A 15,801-nucleotide genomic window follows, 5' to 3' on the forward strand; every position below is an offset into this window, starting at 1 on the left:
GTGCTGAGGCTCGTGTGACCGGTGGGCGAGTGGCGAATGGGCGAGGAGAGGTGGACGGCGAATGAAGGTCGTTCTGTTGCGTGCGGTCGGGGTCGCCACGGCGGTCTACGGGGCGGCGGTGGCCGCGGTGCCCGATCTGCTGGCACGGCCCTCGGGGCTGGTCGATGAGGAGGGGCGGACCGGCCGGGCCACGCGCACCTCGCTGCGCCCGCTGGCCTGGCGGGACGCGGTGAGCGGGCTGGCCATGGCGATGGCTCCGGACGGCCCGGCGCTGCGCACCGCCGCGTATGTGCGGATCGCGGCCGACTTCGGGGATGCGGTCCTGCTCGGTGTGACGCTGCCCGGCCGCGACCGGAAGCTGGCGGCGGTGGCGGTGTCCGTCGGGTGGGGCGCACTGTCGGTGGCCGGGCTGCTGGCGGGCGGGCGGCAGGAGGTCAGGCGCCCCCGGGCGGCAGAGCCTCTTCGGGGGTGAAGGTGACGACGAGGTCGGCGCGGTCGCGAGTGGCCGCCACGACACGGGCGTTGGCCTCGTCCGAGGCGTGGACGAACCGCTCGGCGTCGGCGCGCGGGCGCCCGAAGTGCTCATGGCGGTCGACCAGTCGCCGGATCCGCTCCGGGGTGTCCAGGTCCACGTACCAGACCTCGTCGAGCAGTGCGCGGACCCGCGACCAGGGCGCGGAGTCCAGGAGGAGGTAATTGCCCTCGGTCACGATGAGCGGGATGTGGGGTGCCACGGGGATGCTGCCGGCCACCGGTTCCTCGATACGGCGGTCGAACGCCGGGGCGTAGACGGCGCTGTCCGGCTCCGGGTCGCGCAGGCGCGCCAGCAGTGCCGCGTATCCGGCCGGATCGAAGGTGTCCGGCGCGCCCTTGCGGTCCGTACGGCCCAGGCGGCGCAACTCCGCCTCGGCGAGATGGAAGCCGTCCATCGGGACGAGCGCCGCCCGCCCGGCCAGTTCCGCCACGAGGTGGGCGGCGAGAGTGGACTTGCCGGCGCCGGGCGGGCCGGTGATGCCGAGCAGCCGGCGCCGGGCGGGAGTCGCGGAATCGGCGAGCCGGCGGGCGCGGGAGAACAGATGCCGGGGATCCATGGTGCGTCCATCGTGCCCGATCGGCGGCGCCGGCGGCCGGATGTGCCCCCCGGCCGGATGTGCCCCCCCCGGCCGGGGCCGAGCCTCGACGGTCGCCTCGGCGGCGGCGCTCGGAGCCGCGTTCCGGTCGTAAGACACCCCTGAAGGCGCGACCGCAGGTCAGATGACCGCTCGGGCGGCGCTCAACGAGCGTCGGGTGCAGTCCGGTTGGTGAGGCCCAGGCGCCACAGGGACGTGACCTCGGCGGCGCGGGCCACGTGGAGCGGGTCCGAGGTGTCGCGGGCGCGCGGATGGCGCGGGGTGATGTCGAGCCGGCCCAGGACCGTGAGGCCGGCCCCGGCGAAGGCGTCGAGGAGTGCGGCGTGCGGACGCAGCCCGAGGTGTTCCGCCAGGTCGGAGAGGATCAGCCAGCCCTCGCCGTCCGGGGTCAGATGGCCGGCGAGGCCGTTCAGGAAGCCGTACAGCATGCGGTTGCCCGGGTCGTACACCGCGTGCTCCACGGGGGAGGTCGGTTTCGCCGGCACCCATGGAGGGTTGCAGACGACCAGCGGGGCGCGGCCGGCCGGGAACAGATCGGCCTCGATGACCTCCACCTGCCCGGCGACGCCCAGTCGTTCGGTGTTCTCGCGGGCACAGGCCAGCGCCCGCGGATCCTGGTCGGTGGCCACGACCCTGCGCACACCGCGCCGGGCGAGCACCGAGGCCAGGACGCCGGTGCCGGTGCCGATGTCGAACGCGAGCTCCTCGGAGGGCAGCGGCGCCTCGGCCACCAGGTCGACGTATTCGCCGCGGGCCGGGGAGAAGACGCCGTAGTGCGGATGGATCCGGTCGCCGCCGAGCGCCGGGATCTCGACGCCCTTCTTGCGCCATTCGTTGGCGCCGATCAGGGCGAGGAGCTCGCGCAGCGAGACGAGGGCGGTGGTCGGGTCCGGGCCGTCCGCGGCGGCGGACGCTTCCCCGACGGCCTCGCCGGGGCCGTATGCCCGGGTGCAGGCCTCGCGGACGTCGGGGGCGCGGTGCAGCGGGACGGCGAGGGTCGCGTCGAGCGGGACCAGCAGCATGCCCAGGATGCGGGCACGGTGATTCTGCGCGGCCCGGTGCACATGGAACGCCTGGGTGACATCGGCGGGCGGCGTCTTGCGGGGGCGGCGGTCGATACGGCGGGCCATCGCCGTCAGCAGCTGACGGGCGTTGTGGAAGTCGCCGCGCCACAACAGCGCGGTGCCCTCGCAGGCGAGCTTGTAGGCGTCGTCGGCCTTGGTCCGGTCGTCCGCGATGACGATACGGCGTGGCGGCGGGGCGCCGTTCTCGGAGCGCCAACGGGCGGAGCGGGGCTGGTCGCCCTCGGTCCATTCGACGACCGGCGGGTGATTCACCGAAGTGTGCCTCGTGTGTGTGGTGGGAGCCCCTCCCAGGGGTGCCGCCCTCGGGGCGGCGCCGGTCCGGCGCCGGGGGAGCACGAAGCGCTCGCAGGAGACGGTGGGCGGAGTGGTGTGTCGGTTGACTTTACTCCGTATTGGGATCGCCCTCGGCCCGCACCGAGGCGGGAGGGAGGGAGCGGGCGGCCCCCGCGGTGGCGCGCCCAGCCAGGAGGCGCAGCCGTGCCGTGGCGCCCAGCGACCGGCCGAGGTCAGTCGATGCCGAAGGCTTCGGCGTAGCGCACCGTGCCGCGCGGGGGTGTGGAGTCGTCCAGGGACAGCGCCATGAAGGCCTCGTCCGGCCAGGGCTGCGGGGGCAGAATGCCGAACCGGACGGCCGGGACGAATCCGAAGCGCGGGTAATACGGCGGATGGCCAAGCACGATCGCGGTCCGCTCACCGGCCGCCCGCGTGGCCTCCAAGAGCGCCCGGATCACCGCACCGCCCGCACCGGACTTCTGGTACCCGGGCAGCACCGCGCACGGTGCCAGCGCCACGGCGGGGGCCTCGTCGACATGACAGCGGGTCAGTAGCGCATGGGCGGCCGGGGTGCCGTCCGGCGCGTCGGCCACATAGGACAGCCCCGGCAGCCAGGACGACGGGTCGCGGCGCAGCGCGTCGACGAGATCGGCCTCCCCGGCCGTCTCGAAGGCGGCGAGGTGGATCCGGCGGACGGCCGCGGTGTCCGCGGTGGTCTCGGGGCGGGGGCGCCAGGGGCCGGAGGCCACGGCCGGGTCTCCGGATCCGCTGTCGCCGGTCTCGTGCGAGCCGTGGGATGCGTGAGTGCCGCTCATATCCGTCATCGTCGCACCGGCCTCTGACAAACGGCCAAGGGTTTTGCGCTCCGCCGTCGACAACGGGCCGTCAACAACAGCCGTCGACAACAGACCGTCGGCGGGCGGCCGTCGGCAGGCGCCCGTCAGCGGCCGGTCAGTGCGCGGTGCGGCGGTCCGGGCGGCGCATCAGGAAGGCGGCGGCCGATCCGGCGGCGAAGAGGGCGACGACAGAGAGGGCGGTACTCATCCAGGAGGTGCCGAGCCAGTGTCCGCCGAAGTAACCGAGGCTCACGCTGTAGGACGCCCAGGCGAAACCGGCCAGTGCGGACCAGGGGAGGAACTCGCGGACCGTACGGTGCGCGACACCGGCGCCCAGGCTGACCACGGAGCGTCCGGCAGGGGCGAAGCGGGCCAGGACGACGATGCCGCCGCCGCCTCGCGTCAGCGCCGTACCGAGTCGTTCCTGTGCCGTGCTCAGCCGGCGGGAGCGGCCGATGGCGCGGTCGAAGCGCTCGCCGCCGCGCCGGGCGAGCCGGTAGGCGACCATGTCGCCGAGCACGGAGGCGGTGGCCGCGCACAGCACCAGGGAGAAGATTTCGGCCAGGTGGGCACCCGTGTGGACGGGGGCGGTGACATGGACACCGCCGACCGCGTCCGCCGCCGTGCCGGTGCCGGCCGCCGTCGTGGCCGCGGCGATCACCAGGACCCCGCTGGGCAGAATCGGGACGAACACATCGAGAACGATCGAGAGGCTGACGATCACATACACCCAAGGGGTGCCGCCGAGGGACCCCAGGCTCTCCAGCAACGTCCTTCTCCCGGTCCGAACCCCGCCGCGACGTCGCTCGGTGCGGCAGGGGCGGCTCTACAGCCATACAGCGTACGCCTGGCCGCGGTGGCCGAAAGGGCGGGGGTGGGATGCGTGGGAAGCGGCATTGCGTACGAGTCGCCCGCCATGCGCGCTATGCCGGGTGAGCCGGGAATGGCCGACGCCGGTCTTCGTTCGGCGCGTCCGCCGTCCGGCCTCGTTGGGCCTCCGCCGTCTGGCCTCTCCGCCGTCCGGCCTCTCCGTCGTCCGTGGAAGTGGCACGGCCCGTACGGCGGAGATGCCGTACGGGCCGTGCGGGGCGGGGCCGGGATGTCCCGGGCCCCGCGCCGGGAAGTGGTGCGTCAGGCGGCGGAGGGCTCCCGCTGAGCGGACGGGGCCGCCTCCTGGTCGCGGTCGCCGAAGAAGACCCGGTCGAGCGCCCACGAGCCGGGGCCGGTGAAGAGAAGCAGCAGGAACGCCCAGCAGTACATCGCGGAGGCCTCGCCGCCGTTCTGTATCGGCCACAGCGCCGAGCCCTGGTGCGCGGAGAAGTAGGCGTACGCCATCGAGCCGGAGCTGATGAACGCGGCGGCGCGGGTGCCCAGGCCGAGCATCACCAGGAGGCCGCCGGCCAGCTGGATCACCGCGGCGTACCAGCCCGGCCAGCTGCCGGTGGGGACGGTGCCGCCCTGGCCCATGGCACCGCCGAGGACGCCGAAGAGCGAGGATGCGCCGTGGCAGGCGAAGAGCAGGCCGATGACGATGCGGAAGAGCGCGAGCGCGTGCGGAGTGGATCTCTGGAGGAACGAGGTGAGCGGTGACATGTGGGGACTCCTACGGTTTCTGGGGACGACGTAACCGTGAAGGGCACAGGTTAGGGACACCTAATCTGTACTTGCAAGTTCAACCTCTGGCCAAATGGGATCTTTGGCCGGAAGCAGCCCCACCAGTCGCCGAAACCACACCTGCCGCCGGAACCACGCCGCTCGCCGAGGCCCTGCCCGCCCCTGTGCCGCTCGCCGAGGTCATGCCCGCGCCCATGGCCCGGCCCCGGCCCGGGCCCTCAACCGCCGCCCGCAGTGCCGCCCGCGCCACCGCATCCGTATCGGCCAAGGTGACCGACCCCACTCCGGGACGCGCCCCGGCCGCCGTCACCCAGTGCACCCCCTCCGTCGGCACCCCGACCGCGAACCGCCGCGGATGATGCCGCCCGTCGGCCTCGATGAGGCGGTACGGGCTCGGTGTCACATCGAGCCCGCCCGTCTCGTAGCCGTCCACGGTGTGCGGCCGGCCGCCGCCCTCGGCCAGCAGCCGGGCCAGCAGCGGATCCGCGGTACGCCGGACATCCGGTTCCGGCAGCCGCGCCTCGATCAGCGCCGTCGCCGTCACCGCGGAGCCCGGCACGTCCGGCGAATGGGCCGTGAAACCGGGCTCGTGGCCGTCGGCGGAGCCGAGCCGGAGGGTCATCCGGGGGCCGATGACCTCCAGCACCCCGGCCTCGATCAGTGCGGTCATCTCCTCGATCCGGCGCCGCGGCGGCCCGATGGACAGAAAGGCGTTGAGCGGGGTGTACCAGCGGTCCAGGTGGTCGCGGCGGGACGCGCCGGCCAGCCCGCCGTGGTCGACGATCTGCCGCAGCTCGTTGCGCAGATCCCGCAGTACGTCCAGGGCGGCCTTGACAGGACCGGACACATTGTCCTGGCGGGCGTGTGCGACGTCCTCCCGCAGATGGTCCAGCAGCCACTCCCGGAAGGCGGCGCGGCCGGTGAACGACCGCTCCGCGTGCGGCCGGGAGACCCGGTCCCAGTCCCAGCGCTCGCCCGGCGCGATCCCGAACGCCTCCAGGGCGGCGGCCTCTTCGGGGCTGCGGTGCGCGCTGCCCAGGAAGCGCTGCCGGAAGCGCTCCCGGAAGAGGTGGCCCGCCGCATCGTCCGCGGCCCGCCGCGCCAGCAGCGCCTCGTAGTAGACCGCCTCCACTTCCTTGGCCACCAGGGGCCAGACCTCCGCCAGGAAGTCGGGCAGTTCACCGGAGTCCGCGCGCTTGCGGAAGGCCGCTATCACGTCCGGGGTGAGCAGCAGCGGCAGATGACGGCCGTGCGCGCCCTTCGCGTTGTCGCCGCGCGCGTGGTACGGGACGCCGCGCCGGGAACCCGCGTACAGCCGGGGCTCACGGCCGGACGGCAGATACGTCAGCGTCCCGTCGGCGTCGCGGACGAACCGGCCGCCCCGGGCCGTCGTCAGCAGCGCCATGTGATCGAAGAAGTTGAGGCCGAGACCGCGCAGCAGTACCGGACGGCCCGGCGGCAGTGCCTCCAGGGTGGCGGAGAGATCGGCGGGGTTGGCGGGCGGCAGATAGCGCAGCCCGTGCCCGGCGGCGTAGTCGGCCAGCCGCCGCTGCTCGGCGTCCGCAACGACCGGCAGATGGCCCTGGGCGAGGACCACCGCCCCCAGGCCGTGCAGCGTCCGGCCGTCGTCGAGGGTGAGGGACTGCGAGCCGTCGGGGGCCTCGGCCAGCCGCACCGCGCAGGCCGGGTGCGTCACGACCGTCACCTCCTCGGGCGCGGTGCGCACCGTGTGGCGGAAGACCCACTCCAGATAGCGGCCGTACAGCGCGCGCCCCGGATAGTCGTCCGGGCCGACCTCGCACCCCTCCCAGGTGTACAGGCTCGGCCCGGTCCGTATCGGGCCGGCGCACTCGACGCTGTCGTCGGTGAACAGGGTGACCTGCGAGGCCACGGTGTTCATCAGCAGCTCGGGCGGCTGGGCGGTGCGCCACACCTGGCCGGCGCCGGGCGGGGCGGGATCGATGACATGGACGGTCAGCCGGGAGCCCGGGGCCAGTTCGGCGGCCGAGGCGCAGATCCGCTCCAGCACGCTCGTCCCGCGCGGCCCGGCGCCGACGAGCGCGAGGGCGGGCCGGGGGCGGTGGTCGGCGAGGTGGTCGGCGGCCAAGAGGAGCTCTCCCTGCGGCGGCGGACGGCCGGCCCGTACGGGCACGGACGCCCGGGAAGTCGGGCGACGAGCAAACGTGCGCCCCATCATCACCGCCCGAACCGGTGGCGGAGCACCGGGGTGGGCAAAAACATGTGGTGGATTTGCAGGCCGGACGCCCGGCCTCCGGTGCCCGGCCGGAGGGTCACGGACGCCGGATCGCCCGCATCATCCGGACTTCGGCCGTTCGGTGCCCGCTGCCGGACCGCCCGCACCGCCGGATTCCCCGCCAACTCGCGCATCGGTCAACGCAGCACGCCAGACCGTGACGAGCCGGACGCCGCCCTGCTTCTCCCGGCGGGTCTGGTCCAGGGCGAGCCGCGCCGCACGGCCCGCCAGCGTCAGCGTCATCAGCTGGTTGCCGAACCAGGGACCGCCCGTGCGCCGCCACTTCACCGCCGGCCGGGGCAGCCGCCCGTGCCGGGCCAGCAGCTTGCCCAGCCAGCGGCCGGACCGGCTCCAGCCGAAGCGGAAACCGGCCTGCAGCGAGCCGGGAATGCTGTTGTGGACGGGGGAGCAGGTCAGCTGGAGCACCCGGCTCGCGGGGTGCGGACCGGCACCGCGCCAGTGCGGCTCCGCCACATAGGCATGGTGGACGTCCCCGGACAGCACACAGACCGTCGCCGGGGCGTGGGCGCCGGAGCCGGCCTCGGCGATCAGCTCGGTGAGCGCGGTGAACGAGCCGGGGAAGGCCGACCAGTGCTCCAAGTCGGCGCGCTGGCGCAGCCGCTCGCTCCTGCGGGCCCAGCGGGGGCCGCGTTCACCGGCGCACAGCGCGGCGTTCCAGCCCTCCCCGGCATGGATGAGATGCGGCAGCAGCCAGGGCAGCGAACTGCCGAGCAGCAGATGGTCGTAGCTGCCGCGCCCGTCCAGCACCGCCTGCCGCAGCCATTCGCCCTCGGTCTTGTCGAGCATCGCGCGGTTGCTCTCGTCCAGGACGCGGGTGGCCCGGGTGTCGATCATGACCAGGCGCACCCGGCCGAAGTCGCGGCGGTAGCTCCAGCGGGCGTGCGCCGCATCGGCGTCCGCACCGGCCGCGAACTCCCGCACCAGCTCCGTGGCGTCCGGCACCGACTGCACCTGCGCGTACAGCTCGTCGGCGGCCAGTTCAGCGGGCGAGAGATTGCCCAGATGCTGATGCACCCAGTACGACATCAGCCCGCCGAGTATCCGCTCGCGCCACCACGGGGTCGCGCGCATCCGGGTCAGCCAGGACGCCGAGGTGTTCCAGTCGTCGATCACATCGTGGTCGTCGAAGATCATGCAGCTGGGGACCGTGGACAGCAGCCAGCGGACCTCCGGGTCGAGCCAGGACTCGTAGTAGAGGTAGGTGTATTCCTCGTAGTCGGCGACCTGCTTCCACGGCGGCTCGGTGAGGTCGCGGCGCCCGGCCAGTATCTGCGCGGTCGCCTCGGAGGTCTGGTCGGCGTAGACCTGGTCGCCCAGCAGGAGCAGCACATCGGGGCGCTGCCGCCCGGAACCGGCGGCCAGGGTGGCGGCGAGGGTGTCCAGGGCGTCCGGGCCGACCGGGTCGTGCGCCGCGTTCGAGGGCGTCGCGGACCAGCGGCAGGAGCCGAAGGCGAAGTGCAGGGGCTCCTGGGCGGAGGCGGGGAGCGTACGGATCGTGCTCGCGGGGAAGCGGCTGTCGGGCAGCGGCCAGACTTCTTGCGTGTCGTCCAGCAGGACCCGGTAGGGCGTCTCGCTGCCGGGCGTCAGACCGGTCACCGGGACCAGCGCGTAGTGGTGCCCGGCGACCTGCCAGGTGTGCTGCGCGCCGCCGGCCCCGTCGTCGCAGCGGACGTGCACCACGCACGGCCCGTCGGTCTCCACCCACACCGTCGCGCTGTCCGCGTCGACATACCGCAGCAGCGGTCCCAAGCGCAGTCCGGCCATCGGGTGCCTCCCCTCGTCGTGGTCAGAGGATAGGAGCACAGCGGGCGCGGCGGGTGACCGGGACGGCGGCGCGCCCGCCGGCCGGTGATTTTCCGGCCGACGGGCGCGTGGGTTCGGCACCTCTGAGGAGCGGGGCTCAGCAGCCGTCCAGGATCTTCTTCAGCGTGGCCTTCTCGGCGGAGTCCGCGGTCATGCCGTACTCATGCTTCACCCACACCCACATCCGGGCGTACTCGCAGTGGTACGAGGTCTTCGGCGGCAGCCACTTCGCCGGGTCCTTGTCGCCCTTCTCCTGGTTGAGGTTGTCGGTGACGGCGATCAGCTGGGAGTGGGTGAGATCGTTGGCCAGTTCCTTGCGCCGCTCGGTGGTCCACTGGGCGGCGCCGGACTTCCAGGCCTCGGACAGCGGGATGACATGGTCGATGTCGAGGTCGGCCGCGTCGGTCCAGGTCGCGTCGTCGTAGGCCGAGACCCACTTGCCGCTCTTCGCCGCACAGCTGTCGTCCTGCTGCACGTCCGTGCCGTCGCGCTTGAGCACCACCTCGCGGGTGTTGCAGTTCTTGTCCTGGTCGATCCAGTGCGGGAACTTGTCGCGGCTGTAGCCGTCCTGGGGGCCCTCGGCCTGTTCCTTGATGTCGGCGAGGTACGTCCGGGCGGTACCGGCGTCCGGCGGGCTGGGAGGTGCCGCCTGGGCGGACTGGCAGCTGAGCGCCAGCGTGCAGACCAGGGCCGCGGCCGAACCCGCGGCGAGGGAAACTCGACGCGCGTAGACCTTTTTCATCGAAACTCCCGAAATGTGGGGGGAAGTTGACGTGCGGTGCGTCGCCCATGGTGTCGGCGTGGGGTTTCCATGGGGTGGGCACCAGGTAACAGGGTGACGACATGCCCACGTCACTTCAAGGGCTGACAGGGCGCCATAAATGCACAACGGCGCTCCGGTTGTCGTGCTCCGGCGTACGCGCCCCCCATGACACCCCTACAGTGAGCGCGTGCTGCTGCCGGTCAACATCACTCTCGGGATCGTCCTCGTCGTCCTGCTGATCGCCGCCGTGGCCGTCGCCGCACTGGCCCGCCTCGGCCACGGCCGGGCGATCGCCGTCGCCGGACTGCGTGCCGCCGCCCAACTGGCCGCCGTCTCCTACCTCATCGGCTGGGTGGTGCACGCCCTTTCCTGGCTGCTGGGTTTTCTCGTGCTGATGTTCGCGGTGGCGGTACGGACCGCCGGGCGCCGGATCACCCGGAACCGCAGCTGGTGGTGGGCCGCCGCACCGATCGCCGTCGGCGTCGTCCCGGTCGTCGCTCTGCTGCTGCTCACCGGCCTGGTGCCGCCGCGCGGGCTCGTGCTCATCCCCGTCACCGGCATCCTGATCGGCGGTGCGCTGACCGCCACCGTCCTGGGCGGACGCCGGGCGCTGGACGAGCTGGAGATGCGGTACGGCGAGTTCGAGGCGGGTCTCGCGCTGGGGCTGCCCGACCGCGACGCACGGATGGAGGTCGCCCGGCCGGCCGCGTCGGACGCCCTGCTGCCGGGGCTCGATCAGACCCGGACCGTGGGGTTGGTCACACTGCCCGGCGCATTCGTCGGCATGCTGCTGGGCGGGGCCTCGCCCGTACAGGCCGGTGCGGTGCAGCTGTTCGTTCTGGTGGCCCTGCTGGCGGTGCAGGCGACGGCCTGTGCGGTGGTGCTGGAGCTGGTCGCGCGCGGAAGACTGCACCGCGTACCCTTGACGGCAGCAGAAGGGGAGTAGCTCTCTGCCGGACCGTCGACATACTGCCCGCCCGTAGTGGCGAGCCGGCGCCCGGAGCGTGGTACGCAGCAGTGCCGCGCCAGCGAGACCTTCGGCCGCAGTGTTTGACGCTGCCGTGCCGAAGCGACCCCTTTCCCGGGCCCTTTGGTGCGGCCCGACCGATCGAGGTATCCCACCCCGTGTTCAGTTTCACCGTCGCCGCCGTCGTCTTCGGCGTGGTCTTCCTTGCCGAACTGCCCGACAAGACCGCCCTCGCCGGTCTGATGCTCGGCACCCGCTACCGCGCCTCGTATGTCTTCGCCGGTGTGGCCGCCGCCTTCCTGGTGCATGTCGCCCTCGCGATCGCCGCGGGCAGCGTGCTGACCCTGCTCCCGCACCGCCTGGTACAGGGCGTGGTCGGTGTCCTCTTCCTTGCGGGCGCCGCCGTGCTGCTGTTCAGGAAGGGCGAGGACGAGGAAGAGGTGAAGAAGCCCGCCGACCAGAGCTTCTGGAAGGTCTCCGGGGCGGGCTTCATGATGATCCTGGTCGCCGAGTTCGGTGATCTGACCCAGATCATGACCGCCAACCTCGCGGCCCGTTACGACGACCCGCTCTCCGTCGGCGTCGGCGCCGTGCTGGCGCTGTGGGCCGTGGCGGGCCTGGGCATCCTCGGCGGCCGCACGCTGATGAAGTATGTGCCGCTCAAGCTCATCACCAAGATCGCGGCGGGTGTGATGCTGCTGCTGGCGGGCTTCAGCCTGTACGAGGCGATCGCGGGCTGAGGACGGGCCGAAGGGACGGGCCGCCGTCGGGGCCCGCCCCTTCGGAGGAGCCCCGAAGTCGCGCTCAGGTCGTGACGTGCACCGCGATCAGGCCGTCCGCCGACGCCTCGACGCGGACCCGGGTGAGGTCGGGCACCTGCACGGTGGGGGCGAACGCGGCGGCACGGTCGCCGACGCCGACCACCCGCATCCCGGCCGCCCGGCCCGCCTCGATGCCCGCCTCGGAGTCCTCGAACACCAGGCAGTCCTCGGGGGCGAAACCCAGCTCGGCGGCGCCCTTGAGGAAGCCCTCCGGGTCGGGCTTGCTGGCGCTCACGTTCTCCGCCGTGATCCGCACGGCCGGCACGGTCAGTCCGGCCGCGCCCATCCGGGCGTCGGAGAGCGGGATGTCGGCGGAGGTCACCAGGGCGTGCGGGAGGGCGGCGAGGGAAGCCATGAAGGCGGGTGCGCCGGGAACCGGCACCACACCGTCCATATCGGCGGTCTCCTGCGCCAGCATCCGGCGGTTGTCCGCCAGGTTGAGCTCCATCGGGCGGTCCGGGAGCAGCGCGGCCATGGTGGCCCAGCCCTGCCGGCCGTGGACGACCTGGAGTACCTCGTCCGCGTCCAGCCCCTGCTCGGCCGCCCAGCGGCGCCAGCAGCGCTCGACGACGGCTTCGGAGTTCACGATCGTGCTGTCCATGTCCAGCAGCAGGGCGCGGGCGGTGAGCGTGGTGATGGCCGTCATCGGCGGGCTCCTGGGCGCTACGGGCGTACGGACGGTGCGGATCGCACCCGTGCGGAAGAACAGAGCGGTCCCGCCCGCCGGTCAGGGAGTGCGGGCGGAACCACTTTGTTTCTTCACGATACAAAACGGAGCGGCCGGCGACAACCAGGCAGGTCAGCGCGCTGCCCGCGACGGTTACGGCTCATGCGTCCGGGACTCCAGTGACGCCCGGGTCCCCGCGCCGTAAACGCCGTCCGGATCACCCGCCGCCCCGTAGGCCCGCTGGTAGCGCGATACGGCGTCCCGTACGTCCGCGTCGTAGCGGCCGTCGTCCGGGCCGGGATACACCGCCAGCTGCCGCAGCCGCCCCTGCAGCTCCCGCACTTCCGGGCCGCCGGCCCCCTCACGCAGCACGAGCGGCCCGGTGGGCGGTGCGCTGGGGACGTGGGTGGCGGGGGAGCCCGAGACGCTGCCGGTGGCCCGGGTGGGGGAGGGGGGACGCGGGGCCGGTGTCCGGTAGGGCCGCGCGGTGGCTTCGGGGGCGGTCGCGTCGGGCGACGGGGAGCGGGTCGCGGTGGGGGAAGCGAGGCCGCTCGGTGCGGGGGCGGATGTGCCGCCGGCGGGGAGGGCGGCGCTGGGGGAGGCGGTGCCGCGGCCGGGCGCCACGGCCCGGGTCCGGGTGTCGCCGGAGAGGGCGTCGGGGCCGATCAGCACAGCCGTGGCGGCCACCGCGGCCCCGGCGGTCAGCAGTACGGCGGTCAGGGCGCGCTTGCGGCGAAGGGAGGCGGGGGAGCGGCCGGTGGGCTCCTCCGCCGGCTCCTTCTCCGGTTTTTCCGATGCGCGGAACGTCCGGGAGGCCGGGCCGGGGCGGCGCCGCATCCGGGGCGCCAGCGGTTCGGCGGGTCCGGCGGCCAGGGGAGCGGGAGCGAGGGGCGGCGGCCCGGTGGCGGCCGACGGGCCGTCGGCGAGGTGCACCGCCGCGTCCACCCCGGGTAAGTCCAGCAGGTCGTCCCGGCCGGTGCCGCCCGCCCCGCCGTGATCGTCCCCGCCGTCGTCATCGGCCTCCCCGTCCCTGTCCCCGTCGGGCAGTGACACGTACGGCCGAATGCGCAGCGGATCGAAGTCGTCCGCCCCGACCGCCGCACACAGGCAGCTCGGCCGGCCGCCGCCGCGTACGGGGGCGCAGCAGTGCGGACAGGTCTGTGCCGTCACGGGTGTTCCCCTCCCTGGAGGCATCGAACCGGCAGCGATTATCCAGACGCCGCACCGGTCCGCGCAGGCGCTCGAAGACATCCGCCCGGCATACCCAGGTGCCCCCCGGGCGACCCCCGTTACCGGCCGTCACTCGGCGGGCCATATCCGGCGGAACCACCCAGGATGGAAGAAGTCCGAAGCAGGGACGCAACAACGGGAAGGGCGGCCGGCGGTGACCCGGGACGGGACGGACGGCCGGCACCGCACGGGACGCTCCGGGCCCCGGCACCGCACGGGACGCTCCGGAACGGAGGGAGACGCTCATGGCGCAGGACACCGGCGCTCCGGCCGTCCCCGTCGAGGACCGGTCCCGGCGGACGGTCCTCGCCGCGATCGGCGCGCTGTTGCTCGGCCTGCTCATCGCGGCGCTCGACCAGACCATCGTCGCCACCGCGCTGCCCACCATCGTCAGCGACCTCGGCGGCCTCAACCACCTCTCCTGGGTCGTCACCGCCTACCTCCTGGCCTCGACGGCCGCGACACCCCTCTGGGGCAAGCTCGGTGACCTGTACGGCCGCAAGAAGCTCTTCCAGACCGCCATCGTGATCTTCCTGATCGGTTCGGTGCTGTGCGGTATCGCGCAGAACATGGGTGAGCTGATCGCCTTCCGGGCCCTCCAGGGGCTGGGCGGTGGCGGGCTGATCGTGCTGTCCATGGCGATCGTCGGCGATATCGTGCCGCCCCGCGAACGGGGGAAGTACCAGGGCCTGTTCGGTGCCGTCTTCGGCAGTTCGAGCGTCCTCGGCCCGCTGCTCGGCGGGCTGTTCGTGGACCACCTCAGCTGGCGCTGGGTGTTCTACATCAACGTCCCCGTCGGCATCGTCGCGCTCGCCGTCATCGCCGCCGTGCTGCACATCCCGCGCCGCCGCACCCCGCACCGGATCGACTATTCGGGCACCGCGACGATCGCCGCGGTCGCCGCCTGCTTCGTGCTGATGACCTCGTTCGGCGGCGTCACCTACCCCTGGGCCTCCTGGCAGGTCGTGGGGTGCGGCGTGCTCGGCGTCGTCCTGCTGGGCGCCTTCCTCGTCATCGAGCGCCGGGCCGCCGAACCCGTGCTGCCGCTGCGCCTGTTCCGGCTGCGCACCTTCTCGCTCACCGCCGTCATCGGCTTCGTCATCGGCTTCGCGATGTTCGGATCGATGACCTATCTGCCGACGTTCCTGCAGGTCGTACAGGGCGTCAGCCCGACTCTGTCCGGGGTGCACATGCTGCCGATGGTGTTCGGCATGCTGCTGGCCTCCACCGGCTCCGGGCAGATCGTCAGCCGCACCGGCCACTACAAGGTCTTCCCGATCGCCGGCACCGGTGTCGTGGCGCTCGGTCTGCTGCTGTTGCACCGGCTCGACCCGGGCAGCGGTGTCGCCGAGATGAGCGCCTGCTTCTTCGTCTTCGGCTTCGGGCTCGGCCTGGTCATGCAGGTGCTGGTGCTCATCGCGCAGAACGCCGTGCCCTACAAGGACCTGGGCGTGGCCACCTCCGGCGCCACGTTCTTCCGCTCCATCGGCGGCGCGTTCGGCGTCTCCCTCTTCGGCACGGTCTTCGCCGGCAACCTCGGCACGCGGATCGCGGAGGCCCTCGCCGGACAGCAACTGCCGCCGGGCATCGACCCCTCCAGGATCGCCGAGGACCCGCGGACCGTCGCGCAGCTGCCGCCCGGCCGGCGCACCGCCGTCCTCGACGCCTACGCCGTCTCCATCACCGATGTCTTCCTCTACGCCGTCCCCGTCGTCCTGGTCGCCTTCGTGCTGGCCTGGTTCCTCAAGGAGGAGCCGTTGCGCAGCAGTGTCACGGCGCCCGACACCAGCGAGGTGCTGTCCTCCAACCCCGTCGAACGGTCCTCGCGCGACGAGGTCGCCCGCGCCCTGTCCATCCTCGGCAGCCGGGAAGGCCGTAAGCACATCTACGAGAAGATCGCCGCACGGGCCGGACTGGACCTCAAACCGGCCGCCGCCTGGCTGATCCTGCGCATCCACCGCTACGGCTCGGTGGAACCGGGACTGCTCGCCGAACGCAGCACCGTGCCGCTGGGAGTGATCTCCGAGAGCGTCCGCCAGATCGAGGAACGCGGACTCGCCACCCGCGAGGGGCTGTTGCTGCTGCTCACCGGGCCCGGACGGGACACCGCGGAGCGGCTCTCGGCGGCCCGTCAGCAGTCGCTCGCGGAGATGCTGGGCGACTGGTGGACCAGGGACCGGCCCACCGATCTCACCGAACTCGTCCACGAGCTGACGGCGGAGCTGTGCGGCTCGGACGCGGAGGAGCCGCACAACGGCGACGCCCGGCCGCCGCTGCCCCGCACCCACCCGCCCACGCCCCAGCCGCCGGACCTGGCCAAGTGAGCACGGACGGCGG

Annotated in this window: 14 protein-coding genes; 4 read left to right on the top strand and 10 right to left on the bottom strand. The window is 73.1% G+C overall.

Annotated features, from left to right (window positions below):
• Positions 1-61 precede the first annotated feature (61 nt).
• A complete protein-coding gene (locus SLV14N_RS27985; RefSeq protein ID WP_208684567.1) occupies positions 62-472 on the top strand; it encodes a hypothetical protein in 411 nt (136 codons plus the stop codon).
• Here the strand turns inward: SLV14N_RS27985 and SLV14N_RS27990 are convergent.
• The 8 genes from SLV14N_RS27990 to SLV14N_RS28025 form a co-directional block, all read right to left on the bottom strand.
• The gene (locus tag SLV14N_RS27990) at positions 435-1,091 is read right to left on the bottom strand and encodes a nucleoside/nucleotide kinase family protein (protein WP_208684569.1); all 657 of its coding nucleotides are present in this window, start codon (positions 1,089-1,091) and stop codon (positions 435-437) included. The genes SLV14N_RS27985 and SLV14N_RS27990 overlap by 38 nt on opposite strands.
• A 182-nt stretch (positions 1,092-1,273) precedes the next feature.
• Entirely contained in the window at positions 1,274-2,467 is a 1,194-nt protein-coding gene (locus SLV14N_RS27995) for a class I SAM-dependent methyltransferase (RefSeq protein ID WP_263271570.1), read from the bottom strand.
• Between the two features lie 254 nt (positions 2,468-2,721).
• On the bottom strand, positions 2,722-3,303 hold the full coding sequence (locus SLV14N_RS28000) for a GNAT family N-acetyltransferase (protein ID WP_263271572.1): 582 nt from the start codon (positions 3,301-3,303) through the stop codon (positions 2,722-2,724).
• A gap of 136 nt (positions 3,304-3,439) precedes the next feature.
• The gene (locus SLV14N_RS28005) at positions 3,440-4,093 is read right to left on the bottom strand and encodes a DedA family protein (protein ID WP_263271573.1); all 654 of its coding nucleotides are present in this window, start codon (positions 4,091-4,093) and stop codon (positions 3,440-3,442) included.
• Positions 4,094-4,455: 362 nt separating this feature from the next.
• Positions 4,456-4,917: a DoxX family protein gene (locus SLV14N_RS28010; protein ID WP_263271575.1), complete on the bottom strand. Its 462-nt coding sequence runs from the start codon at positions 4,915-4,917 to the stop codon at positions 4,456-4,458.
• A 79-nt stretch (positions 4,918-4,996) separates the two neighbouring features.
• Positions 4,997-7,045 carry an FAD/NAD(P)-binding domain-containing protein gene (locus SLV14N_RS28015; RefSeq protein WP_263271576.1) on the bottom strand — a complete coding sequence of 683 codons (2,049 nt, stop codon included), beginning with the start codon at positions 7,043-7,045 and terminating at the stop codon, positions 4,997-4,999.
• A gap of 207 nt (positions 7,046-7,252) precedes the next feature.
• Positions 7,253-8,977 (bottom strand): alkaline phosphatase D family protein, encoded by a 1,725-nt coding sequence (locus tag SLV14N_RS28020; RefSeq protein ID WP_208684581.1) that lies wholly within the window; start codon positions 8,975-8,977, stop codon positions 7,253-7,255.
• Positions 8,978-9,113: 136 nt separating this feature from the next.
• Positions 9,114-9,758 carry an HNH endonuclease family protein gene (locus SLV14N_RS28025; RefSeq protein WP_263271577.1) on the bottom strand — a complete coding sequence of 215 codons (645 nt, stop codon included), beginning with the start codon at positions 9,756-9,758 and terminating at the stop codon, positions 9,114-9,116.
• 208 nt (positions 9,759-9,966) lie between these two features.
• On the opposite strand from SLV14N_RS28025, the gene SLV14N_RS28030 reads away from it, so the two are divergent.
• Positions 9,967-10,725 carry an ABC transporter permease gene (locus SLV14N_RS28030; RefSeq protein ID WP_263271579.1) on the top strand — a complete coding sequence of 253 codons (759 nt, stop codon included), beginning with the start codon at positions 9,967-9,969 and terminating at the stop codon, positions 10,723-10,725.
• A gap of 179 nt (positions 10,726-10,904) precedes the next feature.
• Entirely contained in the window at positions 10,905-11,486 is a 582-nt protein-coding gene (locus SLV14N_RS28035; RefSeq protein ID WP_208684585.1) for a TMEM165/GDT1 family protein, read from the top strand.
• Between the two features lie 64 nt (positions 11,487-11,550).
• On the opposite strand, the gene SLV14N_RS28040 is transcribed toward SLV14N_RS28035, so the two are convergent.
• Positions 11,551-12,213, bottom strand: a complete 663-nt coding sequence (locus SLV14N_RS28040; protein ID WP_263271581.1) for an HAD-IA family hydrolase — start codon at positions 12,211-12,213, stop codon at positions 11,551-11,553.
• Between the two features lie 174 nt (positions 12,214-12,387).
• The gene (locus SLV14N_RS28045; protein ID WP_263271583.1) at positions 12,388-13,404 is read right to left on the bottom strand and encodes a peptidoglycan-binding protein; all 1,017 of its coding nucleotides are present in this window, start codon (positions 13,402-13,404) and stop codon (positions 12,388-12,390) included.
• Positions 13,405-13,709: 305 nt separating this feature from the next.
• Between SLV14N_RS28045 and SLV14N_RS28050 the strand changes: the two genes are divergently transcribed.
• The gene (locus SLV14N_RS28050; protein WP_263271585.1) at positions 13,710-15,788 is read left to right on the top strand and encodes an MFS transporter; all 2,079 of its coding nucleotides are present in this window, start codon (positions 13,710-13,712) and stop codon (positions 15,786-15,788) included.
• Positions 15,789-15,801: the final 13 nt, after the last annotated feature.

The sequence above is a fragment of the Streptomyces sp. Je 1-4 4N24 genome (genome assembly GCF_026239515.1).
GTDB classification, from domain to species: Bacteria; Actinomycetota; Actinomycetes; order Streptomycetales; family Streptomycetaceae; genus Streptomyces; species Streptomyces nigrescens.